This is a genomic window from Ruegeria sp. HKCCA5929 (genome assembly GCF_013034525.1).
Taxonomy (GTDB): domain Bacteria; phylum Pseudomonadota; class Alphaproteobacteria; order Rhodobacterales; family Rhodobacteraceae; genus Ruegeria.
Genome location: NZ_WQGE01000001.1, coordinates 475,542 through 488,671, shown reverse-complemented (window position 1 = coordinate 488,671; position 13,130 = coordinate 475,542). Strand labels below are relative to the sequence as shown.

At 55.6% G+C, this 13,130-nt stretch carries 13 protein-coding genes; 6 read left to right on the top strand and 7 right to left on the bottom strand.

The features are described from left to right. Nucleotides 1-40 precede the first annotated feature (40 nt). The 4 genes from GOV90_RS02355 to GOV90_RS02340 are packed head-to-tail and all read right to left on the bottom strand — an operon-like array spanning nt 41 to nt 3,270. On the bottom strand, nt 41-178 hold the full coding sequence (locus tag GOV90_RS02355; RefSeq protein WP_253284714.1) for a hypothetical protein: 138 nt from the start codon (nt 176-178) through the stop codon (nt 41-43). Beyond that, on the bottom strand, nt 178-1,698 hold the full coding sequence (sufB, locus tag GOV90_RS02350; RefSeq protein ID WP_171089979.1) for a Fe-S cluster assembly protein SufB: 1,521 nt from the start codon (nt 1,696-1,698) through the stop codon (nt 178-180). Before sufB ends, GOV90_RS02355 begins: the two co-directional genes overlap by 1 nt. 18 nt (nt 1,699-1,716) lie before the next feature. After that, nucleotides 1,717-2,760, bottom strand: a complete 1,044-nt coding sequence (locus tag GOV90_RS02345; RefSeq protein ID WP_171089977.1) for a cysteine desulfurase family protein — start codon at nt 2,758-2,760, stop codon at nt 1,717-1,719. A 51-nt stretch (nt 2,761-2,811) separates the two neighbouring features. Beyond that, nucleotides 2,812-3,270 (bottom strand): Rrf2 family transcriptional regulator, encoded by a 459-nt coding sequence (locus GOV90_RS02340; RefSeq protein ID WP_171089975.1) that lies wholly within the window; start codon nt 3,268-3,270, stop codon nt 2,812-2,814. Between the two features lie 179 nt (nt 3,271-3,449). Here GOV90_RS02340 and GOV90_RS02335 point away from each other — a divergent pair, with 179 nt between their 5' ends. The 6 genes from GOV90_RS02335 (at nt 3,450) to GOV90_RS21050 (ending at nt 8,958) form a co-directional block, all read left to right on the top strand. Next, entirely contained in the window at nt 3,450-4,103 is a 654-nt protein-coding gene (locus GOV90_RS02335; protein ID WP_170324952.1) for an alpha/beta hydrolase, read from the top strand. Beyond that, nucleotides 4,103-4,348, top strand: coding sequence for a hypothetical protein (locus GOV90_RS02330; protein WP_171089973.1), 246 nt, complete (start codon nt 4,103-4,105; stop codon nt 4,346-4,348). Before GOV90_RS02335 ends, GOV90_RS02330 begins: the two co-directional genes overlap by 1 nt. Continuing rightward, nucleotides 4,345-5,514, top strand: a complete 1,170-nt coding sequence (locus tag GOV90_RS02325; RefSeq protein WP_171089971.1) for an HD domain-containing protein — start codon at nt 4,345-4,347, stop codon at nt 5,512-5,514. Before GOV90_RS02330 ends, GOV90_RS02325 begins: the two co-directional genes overlap by 4 nt. 362 nt (nt 5,515-5,876) lie before the next feature. Beyond that, nucleotides 5,877-6,212 carry a multidrug efflux SMR transporter gene (locus tag GOV90_RS02320; protein ID WP_171089969.1) on the top strand — a complete coding sequence of 112 codons (336 nt, stop codon included), beginning with the start codon at nt 5,877-5,879 and terminating at the stop codon, nt 6,210-6,212. Nucleotides 6,213-6,288: 76 nt separating this feature from the next. Further along, complete coding sequence (typA, locus tag GOV90_RS02315; protein WP_171089967.1) at nt 6,289-8,106, top strand: translational GTPase TypA; 1,818 nt, start codon at nt 6,289-6,291, stop codon at nt 8,104-8,106. 465 nt (nt 8,107-8,571) lie between these two features. Further along, on the top strand, nt 8,572-8,958 hold the full coding sequence (locus GOV90_RS21050) for a hypothetical protein (protein WP_216602332.1): 387 nt from the start codon (nt 8,572-8,574) through the stop codon (nt 8,956-8,958). A gap of 122 nt (nt 8,959-9,080) precedes the next feature. On the opposite strand, the gene GOV90_RS02305 is transcribed toward GOV90_RS21050, so the two are convergent. From GOV90_RS02305 to alaS, 3 genes are all read right to left on the bottom strand, one after another. Beyond that, a complete protein-coding gene (locus tag GOV90_RS02305; RefSeq protein WP_253284715.1) occupies nt 9,081-9,704 on the bottom strand; it encodes a transglutaminase-like cysteine peptidase in 624 nt (207 codons plus the stop codon). 345 nt (nt 9,705-10,049) lie between these two features. Beyond that, nucleotides 10,050-10,337 carry a DUF1330 domain-containing protein gene (locus GOV90_RS02300; protein WP_171089965.1) on the bottom strand — a complete coding sequence of 96 codons (288 nt, stop codon included), beginning with the start codon at nt 10,335-10,337 and terminating at the stop codon, nt 10,050-10,052. A gap of 1 nt (nt 10,338) precedes the next feature. Then, a complete protein-coding gene (gene alaS / locus GOV90_RS02295) occupies nt 10,339-13,011 on the bottom strand; it encodes an alanine--tRNA ligase (protein ID WP_171089963.1) in 2,673 nt (890 codons plus the stop codon). Between the last annotated feature and the right edge of the window lie 119 nt (nt 13,012-13,130).

Genomic DNA, 13,130 nt, shown 5'->3' with positions numbered 1-13,130 from the left:
GCGCGGTAATCCAACCCAGGATTGATCCTCCGCCCACCGCCTATACCGGGTTAATGAACTCCATATGATTGATGTTGACGTAGGCCACGCCCAGCAACCCACCCAGAACCGGAAGGATGTACCCGATCCAGGCCACCACATCACCTTTCCGGGTGCGAGTGCGGCGCGCGCGCGTCATCAACCAACGGAACCTTCCAACGAGATTGCCACCAACTGCTGTGCTTCCATGGCGAATTCCATCGGCAGCGCCTGAAGCACGTCCTTGCAGAACCCGTTGACCACCAGCGCCACGGCCTCTTCTTCGTCCATGCCACGCTGACGGCAGTAGAACAGTTGATCGTCATCCACTTTCGACGTCGTCGCCTCGTGTTCCACGCGGGATGAGTTGTTCTTGACCTCGATATACGGAACCGTGTGCGCGCCGCATTTGTCTCCGATCAGCAGAGAGTCGCACTGCGTATAGTTCCGGCTGTCTTTGGCTTTCGGATGCATCGAAACCAGACCACGATAAGTGTTCTGCGCCTTACCTGCGCTGATGCCTTTGGACACGATGCGCGATTTGGTGTTTTTGCCCAGATGTACCATCTTGGTGCCGGTGTCGGCCTGCTGATAGTTGTTAGCAATCGCGATCGAGTAGAACTCGCCCTGACTTTCGTTGCCGCGCAGGATGCAGGACGGGTACTTCCAGGTTACGGCCGAGCCGGTTTCAACCTGCGTCCACATCACTTTGGATCGATCACCCCGGCAATCGGCGCGTTTGGTCACAAAGTTATAGATGCCGCCTTTGCCGTTCTCATCCCCGGGGAACCAGTTCTGAACGGTCGAATATTTTACCTCGGCGTCTTCTTCGACGATGATCTCGACAACAGCCGCGTGCAGTTGGGCCGTATCACGCTGAGGCGCGGTGCAGCCTTCCAGATAAGAGACGTACGAGCCCTTGTCGGCGATGATCAGCGTGCGTTCGAACTGGCCGGTGTTTTCGGCGTTGATGCGGAAATAGGTGCTCAACTCCATTGGGCAACGAACACCCGGCGGGATGTACACAAACGACCCGTCCGAGAAGACGGCTGAGTTCAGCGTCGCATAGAAGTTGTCCGAAACAGGAACAACAGTGCCAAGGTATTTCTTGACCAGTTCAGGGTGTTCTTTGATCGCTTCTGAAATCGAACAGAAGATCACGCCAGCCTTTTTCAACTCGGCTTGAAAGGTTGTACCCACGGAAACCGAGTCGAACACAGCGTCCACAGCAACTTTACGGCCTTCGGCTGGTGCATCTTCAGCGCCCTCTACTCCAGCCAGAATCATCTGTTCTTTCAGTGGGATACCCAGCTTCTCGTAGGTAGCAAGCAGCTTGGGATCGACCTCATCCAGCGACTTTGGCTTTTCTTCCATCGATTTCGGACGCGCATAGTAATACTGGTCCTGGAAATCGATTTCAGGGTAGTTGACCATCGCCCATTTGGGCTCTTCCATCTTGGTCCAGCGTTCAAATGCTGCCAGACGCCATTCGGTCATCCATTCCGGCTCATCATTCTTATCCGAGATCAGGCGGACGATATCCGGGTTCACGCCTTTTGGCGCGTACTCCATCTCAATGTCCGTGTCCCAGCCGTACTTATAGGTGCCGACCTCGCGTACCGCATCCACGGTTTCCTGATCGACACCCTCTTTCACCTGGGTCTGGTCCAAAGCGGCCATAACTTACCCTCCGTCAGATCACGCGGCCCGCGCGCGATGCTTTTTCTCTTTCTCAAGCCACGTTTCGGCGAAACGCAGCACATCTTCTTTCGTTGTCCGAGGGCCCAGCGAAACGCGGATTGCGCTGCTGGCTGTCACCTCGTCGTATCCCATTGCGGTGAGCACCGCGCTGGCGCGAACCTTGCCGCTTGAACAGGCAGAGCCCGCACTGACCGCAAAACCCGACAGATCCATCTGCATGACCTGGGTCTCACCTTTCCAGCCGGGGGCGGCAAAACACAGGGTGTTGGGCAGGCGTTGCCGCCCTTTCCCGACAAAAATAGGTGATTTTACAGCAGCCTCAAGAGCGTTTTCTAGAATATTTCTAAATTCTTCAACCTGCTCCCAAACACCACTGGCCAGGTCCCGTGCCGCCGCTTCAGCTGCGGCACCGAAACCCGCGATTCCAATGACATTTTCCGTTCCAGATCGACGACCCATTTCCTGACCACCGCCTTTGATCTGAGCTGGCAGATCAGTTCCGCGTTTCATAACAACCGCGCCAACACCCTTGGGGCCGCCCAGTTTATGCGCCGACACCAGGGCCATCTGGGCATACATCCAGTTGAACGCAATCGGAAGCTTGCCAAAGGCCTGCGTGGCATCTGTCACGGCCAATCCGGGCGGCAAGGACTGAACGATTCCGGTCTCGGAATTTGCCAGTTGAAGGGTCGAGGCTTCGGGTTCTGTTACCAACACCTCGCCAGCTTCAGAAACGCAGAGGTCTTCTTTGATCCAAGCCCTTACGGCATCATGTTCGACTGCGGCACCATGCAGGTGACGCCCAGCCAAAGTAAGAGATGCGCCTTCGGTGGAGCCAGAGGTGAAAACGATGTCCGCACCATCCGCACCAAAGGCGGCTGCAACCTGTGCCCGTGCTCGTTCGACAAGTGCCTTTGCGGCACGGCCCTCGGCATGGACAGAAGACGGATTTCCGCAGACTTCCATCGCGGCAATCATCGCCTCTCGTGCCTCAGGGCGCAGAGGTGTCGTTGCGTTATGATCCAGATAAACACGATTCATGGATGCATCTTTTTGCCAACAAAATTCATATGCCTGTGTCGCCTCTTTGGATTACTCGTCCACCACCGAGAACAAGCTCGGCACTGCGGGGCATGGGGCCAGGTCGTTTTTAATCACGTCAGACAGGCGCGTCTGATGCAAAAACACATAAACATGTGCACTCAGGCTTTCCCAAAGACGGTTGGTCAGCGATTGCGCGCGGCTGCCGGAAGACGCACCCGAAGCTCCGGCCCCTTTTTGAAGGGCATCAACTGTCTCATCCACGGCGGCCAGAATTTCGACCACGCGAATTTCAGACGCAGGGCGCGCAAGACGATATCCGCCACCCGGTCCGCGCACCGATGAAACCAGCTCAGCCCGGCGCAGCTTTACAAAAAGCTGTTCCAGATACGGCAGCGACACATCCTGGCGTTCCGAGATTTCTCCAAGGGTCACAAGCCGGTCGCTTGGTTGCAGAGCAATATCCGCCAAGGCAACCATCGCGTATCGCCCTTTGGTCGACAGCTTCATCTTTTGCCCCCTCTTTGCAGGAATTGCGCGAAATCATTGACGGCGACGCTGCCAGTGCGTATCTCCGACTGACAGCGCTGACGCGCAGTGAAATGTAATTAGAACCGTTCTAAGGTGTCCGACGATTATCGTCAAGTATATCCGGGCACCCGCACGAAAAAGACAGGACCAAAGCACACATGCCCGAGGTGATTTTTCCCGGACCCGAAGGCCGCCTGGAAGGCCGCTACCACCCGCAAAAGGAAAAAGACGCACCGATCGCAATCGTGCTTCACCCGCATCCTCAATTTGGCGGGACCATGAACAACAAGGTGGTCTATAACCTGCACTATGCCTTCTACAACATGGGCTTCACCGTGTTGCGCTTTAACTTCCGCGGTGTGGGCCGCAGTCAGGGCGAGTATGATCAGGGTGTAGGTGAGCTGAGCGATGCGGCTTCGGCACTGGATTACTTGCAATCGATGAACAACAACTCGAAACACTGCTGGGTCGCAGGGTTTTCGTTTGGGGCATGGATCGGAATGCAGTTGCTGATGCGCCGGCCTGAAATCACCGGGTTCATCAGCGTGTCGCCACCGGCCAATATGTACGACTTTTCATTCCTGGCGCCCTGCCCCTCATCCGGCCTGATCATCAACGGATCCGCCGACCGTGTGGCCCCTCCGGCAGACACCACGTCACTGGTGAATAAGCTGCATGAGCAAAAGGGCATCACGATCACTCATAACGAGGTTGAAGGCGCAGATCACTTCTTCCAGGATCGTCACATGGACACGTTGATTACCGATGTCAGCGACTATGTGAAACGCCGCCTGACTGAGAACACCCGCTGATGTCCGACACCATCACAACTCTTGCGGCTAAACTGGCCGAAGATACGATGAAGGTTATGGACGAAACCGGGGAAGACCGTTTCTTTGTCGAAGTCGGCGAAGTACTGGGGGCGGCCTCGCAGTCTTTGGAAGAGGCATTTCTAACCGAAATCCGCGTGCGCCTGGCCGAGCGTAAGGCCAGACAGTTTGTCATCAGACGCTTGGCTGCCCACCGCTCCAAACAAAAAGCGATAGAAAAACAATGAGTGAACGTTTGTCGGCCCAGATTGCGTTTCTGAAACGGGCTGACATGCTGAAAACGGTCGAGCGCGCAAACGTCCTGCTCGACCAGTCCCGACCCGAAAACTCTGCGGAACACAGCTGGCATCTGGCATTGTGGGCCATGGTGATGGCCCCTCTGGCCGGGCCAGATGTGTCGATTGATCGGGTTATCCGGATGTTGCTGTTGCATGATTTGGTTGAGATCGTCGTAGGCGACCATCCAATCCATTTGGAAACCGACTGGGATGAGCTGGCGGACGCAGAACAAAATGCAGCGTCACAGCTGTTTGGTCTGCTACCGGAAGATCAGGCGCATTTCCTTTTATCCTTGTGGCAAGAGTTCGAAGCAGACCAGACACCAGATGCGCGGTTTGCAAAAGTTCTGGATCGCTGCCAGCCGCTGTTTCAGGTGCTGTGCGCGTCTGATCCCAAACCAGACCATGTGGATATTGCCCGCGCCAATCTGGACAGTGGACGCGCGGCCTATCTTTCACAGGTCTTTCCACTGGCCTACCGCCACGCAAGCGACCTGCTGAACAGGTCAGCGTCTCAGGACAATGCCTTTACAAGGCGGCTCGACTTTCTGACCGAGGCAGATCAGTTGAAATCGGTGATACGCGCCTCGCGCCTAATTGCTTCGGATCGGTTAGAGAACTCGGCAGAGCATTCCTGGCATATCATGCTTTACGCCTGGGTTTTGTCAGAACACGCGCACTCCGAAATTCGTGTGGATCGGGTGCTTCAGATGCTTCTTCTGCACGATATCGTTGAAATCGATGCCGGAGATCACCCTATTCACGGTCAGGTCAACCACGCCGAGCAGGAGGCAAAGGAACAAGCGGCAGCTGAAAGGTTGTTTGGCCTATTGCCGGACGCGCAGCAGATATTTTTCACGGACTTGTGGCGGGAATTCGAAGCTTGCGAGAGTGCAGACGCTCGATTTGCAAAATCAGTCGACCGGTTTCAGACACCGATTGCCAACCTGGAAAACGGCGGCGGTTCATGGATCGAATACAACGTAACTTTTACCCAACTCGAAGCACGTGTGGGACCGGCGATCAGAAATGGGGCACCGGATCTTTGGAATTGGCTGTACCCCATGCTCGTCGGATTTTTCGATAGCCGCGAAACTACGCTACTGGACGCGTAACAGAAAAAAGGAGCCCAAAGGCTCCTTTTTTCCTTCCAAGTTCCGAGTGGCATTAAAACACACGACTACCATCGAACTGTTGAACCACAATGGCTGCCTCATTATCGACGGACCCCCCGTCGGCAAGCCACCCAACTGCCACTATCAGACCAGAAACAAGAATGACCGACTTTGCGAATGTCGTCATCGAACAATACTCTTTAACAAATCATAAAATATGAGCCAAACCTTACACTTATTCTAACCCGAGAATAGTCAGGTATACCTGACCTGACGGAAATTTTAGTTTGAGACTTGTCTTGCTTGTCGCGCGTGTTCCGTGTTCAAGGCGCTCAAACCATATAGCTCTGCGAGAGACCAAAATGCCTCAAGCCTATCTGTTTCTGTTACTCGCCGTGATGGCGGAAACCATCGGCACAACCGCATTGCAGGCCAGCCAGCAATTCACCCGGTTTTGGCCGTCCGTTCTTGTTATTTTGGGGTACGGGGTCGCCTTTTATTTCCTGGCGCTGACCCTCAAGACCATGCCTGTCGGCATCGTTTATGCAATTTGGTCCGGGCTGGGAATCTTTCTGATCGCGATCATCGGATTCATGGTATTTGGTCAAAAGCTGGACTGGCCTGCGGTGCTTGGGCTGAGCATGATTCTGGCTGGAATTCTGATCATTCACCTGTTTTCGAAGACTGCAGGCCACTGATCCACGGTTAGGGCTGGTATATTTTGCCGCGCCGCGTTATGCGCGCGGCAACTTCCCGTTCAAAGGCTGACCTCTCATGGACCTGCGCAATATCGCAATCATCGCTCACGTGGACCACGGCAAAACGACCCTGGTGGATGAGCTGCTCAAACAATCCGGTGCGTTCCGGGAAAATCAGGCTGTGGCGGAACGTGCCATGGACAGCAATGATCTGGAACGTGAACGCGGCATTACCATTCTGGCCAAAGCCACCTCGGTCGAATGGAAAGACACCCGCATTAACATCGTCGACACCCCCGGCCACGCCGATTTCGGTGGCGAGGTTGAGCGGATCCTCAGCATGGTTGACGGTGTTGTTTTGCTGGTCGACGCCGCAGAAGGTCCTATGCCGCAGACCAAGTTTGTGACCTCCAAAGCGCTGGCTCTTGGCTTGCGTCCAATCGTGGTTCTGAACAAGGTCGACAAACCCGATGCCGAACCTGATCGTGCGCTGGACGAATGTTTCGATCTTTTTGCCAACCTTGGGGCGGATGATGATCAGCTGGATTTCCCAGCTATGTACGCCTCAGGCCGTTCTGGTTGGGCGGACATGGAGCTGGACGGGCCTCGCAAGGACCTAAGCGCCCTGTTCGATCTGATCGTCGATCACGTCCCTGCTCCCAAGCAGACCGAGCACAAGGAAGAGCCCTTCCGCATGTTGGCCACCACGCTCGGCAGTGATCCGTTTATCGGTCGAATTCTGACGGGTCGTGTGGAAAGCGGCACTTTGAAAGCTGGCGATAGCCTGAAAGCGCTCAGCCGTGATGGCACGCTGATCGAGAACTTCCGCGCCTCGAAGATCCTGGCGTTCCGTGGCCTGGCCCAACAGCCCATCGATGTCGCCGAAGCCGGGGACATTGTGACCATTGCAGGTATGAGCAAGGCCACTGTGGCGGATTCGTTGGTTTCCCCACAGGTTGAAGAGGCCTTGCCCGCGCAGCCCATCGACCCGCCAACCATCACCGTGACCTTCGGCATTAATGATTCACCTCTGGCAGGTCGCGACGGTAAAAAGGTTCAGTCCCGCGTCATTCGTGATCGGTTGATGAAAGAAGCCGAATCGAACGTTGCGATCCGCATCACCGACACCCCTGGCGGCGAAGCTTTCGAAGTCGCTGGCCGTGGCGAATTGCAGATGGGTGTTCTGATCGAGAACATGCGCCGCGAAGGTTTCGAGCTCAGCATCTCCCGACCGCAGGTTCTGTTCCGCGAGGAAAACGGTCAACGGTTGGAGCCCGTGGAAGAAGTCACCATTGACGTGGATGACGAATATTCCGGCGCTGTCATCGAGAAGATTACCGGAGCCCGCAAAGGCGAGTTGGTCGAGATGCGCCCGGCTGGCGCTGGCAAGACCCGCATCATCGCCCACGTCCCTTCGCGCGGCCTGATCGGCTATCATGGTGAGTTCTTGACCGATACACGCGGCACTGGCGTTCTGAACCGCGTGTTCCACGACTGGGCGCCCCACAAAGGCCAGATCCCCGGCCGTCGCGCGGGCGTTTTGATCTCGATGGAGAACGGACAAGCCGTTGCTTATGCGCTGTGGAACCTGGAAGAGCGCGGCCGCATGTTTGTCGGTCCGCAAACCGATGTCTATCAGGGCATGGTGATCGGAGAGCATTCACGCGACAACGATCTGGAGGTCAATCCGCTGAAAGGCAAGAAACTGACCAACGTGCGTGCAAGTGGTTCAGACGATGCGGTCCGTCTTACACCCCACGTTCAGTTCTCGTTGGAAGAGGCCATTGCCTATATCGACGACGACGAACTTGTCGAAGTAACACCCAACGCAATCCGTCTGCGAAAGCGTTACCTGGACCCACATGAACGCAAGCGGATGGCCAAATCGGCCTGAACAACCTGCACTTGTGACCGGCTCAATGGGAAACAATGGCATAACTGTGGCATTTTTGCTTCCACTTGATCAAAAAACGATTTTTGAAAGGCCGGGTAAATCGCCCGGCTTTTTCTTGAAAAGATAGGGTTTTCTTCCACGGGTTGTATTAATTTTGAACTTTTCGCCCCGACCACATCTTGCGAATAAGTCGATCTAAAGGTGTAAATGTGCCCGAAGTGTGACGTCGTTCACTCACATAATAGTTTAAATGGTGCATAGGAATGCACGTGTAAGGTGCCGAGTTCCGAGGAGTTAATGATGGTTTTTCGTTCCCTTAAGTTACCAGTCTTTTTTGCCGTAACTGCGGTTTTTGTTCTGCCTGGCAGCGATGCGTTTGCAAGCGGAACGTGTACCGTGAAAACAGCCCGTCAATCCGCGGGGTCGCCGTCGCTCTTGTGCGAATGTGATGCTGTGACGACTGGAATGTTGCGGTATATTCAGCGCCGAGCGGACTTCGATGAAATCGTGGCCCGTCTGGGTGCCGAATGCTCTCCGCTTGCGGATCTGCTGACAGACCTTCCAACGGCATCAGTTGGAGCGTCGGACACACGCGCGGGCGATGGGCCGGCAAATGAAGGCACCGGAACCGACGGCTTTGGCGGATTTGGTGACACACCCGACAGTGATGGCCCACAAGGTGATCCCGGTCCGCAGGGTGATCCTGGTCCACAAGGTGATCCAGGCCCACAAAGTGATCCCGGTCCGCAAAACGATCCCGACCCACAAGGTGAACCGGAACAAGAAGAGCCTGAACAGGAAGAGCCCGAGCAGGAGGAACCCGAACAGGAAGAGCCTGAAGTTCTACGCTAGGGACCTGTCACTTGATGTTTGGGGGTGCTGCGGTCGAAAACAAATGCACCGGACGTGTGGGCGCTGAGGCGATCAATGCCCACACATTCAGAGTGAAACAGATGTTTTCGTAAGCTAACCAATTAGCTCCGCCCGTAGACACCTACCCAACGACCGGGTTGGTTCGGATCCTGCATGCGGAGAAAGAGATACCGCGTTGCTTTCCAAGGCTTGATGCGATTGGTCAAATTGTCCAAAACTAAATCACCGTTGGCTGAACGGTATATAAGGACCGCATGAGGGGTTCGGCGTGTATCCAGAACGGTGGCAATCAGCAATTTGTTCGGATCCACCCCCGCATTTATCAAATCCCGCTTCTTGAGCAGTGCAAAGTCTTCGCAATCGCCACCTCTGGTCGTTGGCAATGCCCACAACTCTCTTGTTTTGTACTGCGACTGATCAGTGACTTCTCGGGTCGAGGCGTTCACACGTCGGTTCACCTGCTTCACAATCTGCATTTCCGACTGACTGGAAAGTGCCGCAGATCGTTTTGCTGTGCACGCCCACCGATATTGGCTGCAAAGATTTCTTGCCCCGCTCGGTGGCGGCGATGAAGCGACAGCGGGAATAAAGCGACCTTCAGATGCTTGGGCATCTGTTGTCCCAAAAGGCGATGCAAGGAACATGGCGCTTAGACCAACAGCACATACAGCAGAGGTCAAAGCCTTTGCAAACCGGCGGTTGGTCGATTTGATCACTGATGTCATGCCCATTCCCCGAGACAGTATCGTTCCAACGACTGCCGATACTCAAGGACCATATTCCACTTTTGGAAACTATCCTTTAACGATCCTCAGTCGCAATCATTGAGAACGTGCAAATGAAAAAGGGCGAAATTTCGTTCCTTAATTTGACAATTTCGAGCAGGAATTGCCAAAGGACCGCCACAATCTTGCGGATCCATCAACGGAAAATTGTGAAGAGTTGTCCGTAAGCATTTGTAATCATAACAAAATAAAAACAGCCCGCAAAAGCGGGCTGTTTTCCAGATACGCGCGTCATGTGTAAGCTGAAAATCGCTGAAATCAGCCAAACGGTCTACGGGCACACACCTATTCGGTGATTTCGACCACAACCAACTCTCTTTCGCTGGCATTGCGGGCGTGATTCAGCGCCTGCTGATACTCATCGGAATTGTAGCATTCGACTGCTGATTCTAACGATGGGAACCGGGCAACCACATTGCGCGGACGCTCTTTGCCTTCCAACTGAACGTATCGCGCGGCCCGAGCGATGAACTCACCACCATGTTTGGCAATGGCTGGCCCGGCCAGCTCGGCGTATTTCCCATAAGCCTCGGCATCCGTGACCGTGACATGTGCAATCCAGAGTGCAGCCATCTTATCCTCCCAATACCTGCTCTGCGGCTTTGATCGCGGCATCTGCGTTCGAAGCGTCTTTGCCGCCGCCCTGGGCCATATCGGGTCGACCACCGCCGCCCTTGCCACCCAGCTCAATAACCGCTGCCTTGACCAGATCTACCGCCGAAACGGTTCCGGTCAGGTCGTCGGTCACACCGGCTGCAACAGCAGCCTTTCCACCGGTATCTGCGATAAGCAGTACGGCACCTGTTCCAAGACGGGCTTTATGTTCGTCGATCAGCGCCGGAAGGTCTTTACCCGACACACCGCTCAGGGCTTGTGCCAGGAACTTGACGCCGTTGACGTCCCGCGCTTCGGTTCCACCACCCTGCCCGGCGCCGCCCGCCATTGCCAAATCGCGACGCAGCTGAGCGACTTCGTTTTGCAACGATTTGCGTTCATCCAGCAGGCTCTTCACCCGCGCGACAACATCGTTCGGTTGCGCTTTCAGTTCCAGTGCAACCTGCGCAAGTCGGTGATCCTGAGCCGAAAGGTAACGGTTTGCCTCATCTCCGGTCAGCGCCTCGATCCGGCGCACACCGGCGCTGCTGGCGTTGTCGCCCAGTACCACAAACGTGCCGATATCGCCCGTCTGGCGCACATGCGTACCGCCGCACAGTTCGATCGACCATGTTTCACCATCCTGTCCCTTGCCAGTTGGCGCCTTACCCATCGAGACAACACGCACTTCGTCGCCGTATTTCTCGCCAAACAACGCTTGGGCTCCAAGCTCACGCGCGTCGTCAGGCGTCATGATCCGGGTTTCAACGGTTGAGTTCTGGCGAATGAAGCTGTTCACCTCGCGCTCTACCTTTTGGATTTCCTCAAGGCTCAGCGCTTTGGAATGGCTGAAATCAAACCGCAGACGATCCGCCGCATTCAGCGAGCCACGCTGCGCCACATGATCCCCCAACGCTTCCCGCAGTGCTTCGTGCAGCAGGTGCGTGGCCGAATGGTTGGCGCGAATGGCAGTACGGCGGGCGTGATCCACCTCAAGCTCGACCGCGTCGCCTTTGGACAGCTTGCCGTTTTCGACCGTTACCTTATGCGCATAGACTTTGCCGTCGGCGAATTTCCGGGTGTCCTCCACCCGGCTGAGGTCATCGCGGTCTTCGACTCGGCGCAGTTCACCCGTATCGCCAATCTGACCACCGGCCTCGCCATAAAACGGGGTCTGGTTCACGACAACCCAACCGCTGCCGCCTGCTTCAATAGTGTCGACCAAAGCGCCATCTACGACCAGCGCGGCAACTTGCGCTTCGGCCTTCTCTGTCTCATACCCAAGGAAATCCGTCGCACCGGCTGAGTCCAGCACGTCAAACCACACCGCCTGATCCGCAGCTTCGCCAGACCCGGCCCAGGCGGCCCGCGCCTTGGCTTTCTGCTCTGCCATTGCGGAATCAAACCCGTCGGTATCGACGGCACGACCCTTCTCGCGCAGCGCATCCTGCGTCAGGTCCAATGGGAAACCATAGGTGTCATAGAGTTTGAAGGCCGCTGCCCCTGGTAACGGCGCGCCTTCGGCCAGCCCTGCAACCTCGTCATCCAACAGCTTCAAACCGCGATCCAGTGTTTGCTTGAACTTGGTTTCCTCAAGCAACAGCGTCTCTTCGATCAAGGGCTGGGCCTGGGTCAGTTCCGAGTAATGCCCTCCCATGAGCTGCACCAACGATGGCACGAGGCGGTGCATAACCGGGTCTTTCGCCCCCAACAGGTGCGCATGGCGCATGGCGCGGCGCATGATCCGGCGCAGAACGTAACCACGCCCATCATTGCTGGGCATGACCCCATCGGCAATCAGGAACGAGGTGGAACGCAGGTGGTCAGCAATCACGCGGTGATGCACATTCTGGTCACCATAGGGATCCACACCGGTTGCATCGGCAGACGCCTCGATCAGGGTTTTAAACAGATCAGTGTCATAGTTGTCATGGCTGCCCTGCAGCAACGCGCCGATCCGTTCCAGTCCCATACCAGTGTCGATGGACTGCATGTCCAGTTCGATCATCGAACCATCTTCGAATTGCTCGTTTTGCATGAAAACGACGTTCCAGATTTCGATGAAACGGTCGCCATCTTCTTCGGCCGATCCCGGAGGACCACCCCAGATGTGATCGCCATGGTCATAGAAGATCTCGGTGCATGGTCCGCAGGGTCCGGTCGGGCCCATCTGCCAGAAATTATCATTGGTCGCGATCCGGATGATGCGATCTTCGGGCACGCCAACCTTTTTCCAGATCTCAAACGCCTCGTCATCGGTGTGATAGACCGTGGTCAACAGGCGGTTCTTGTCGATGCCGAATTCCTTGGTGATCAGGTTCCAGGCGAACGGGATAGCGTCATGCTTAAAGTAATCCCCGAATGAAAAGTTGCCCAACATCTCGAAAAACGTGTGGTGACGCGCGGTATAGCCCACATTGTCGAGGTCGTTATGTTTGCCACCGGCCCGTACACATTTCTGCGCCGTCGTGGCGCGTGTATAGTCGCGGTTTTCAAGACCGGTGAACAGGTTCTTGAACTGGACCATGCCCGAGTTCACGAACATCAGCGTTGGGTCGTTACGCGGCACCAGCGGGCTGGATGCCACAACCTCATGCCCCTGTTTTTCAAAGTAGTTCAGAAAGGTCGATCGGATGTCGTTCAGGGTTGGCATAGGGCTCTCTCGGCGCACATAAATCTTGGTCCCCGCAGGTTTATCCCTCTGTCAGAAAAGTGTCCACAGCAGAGGTGTGCCAGAATGTAGCAAGGCGGCCCGATGGGCCGCCTTGTTTC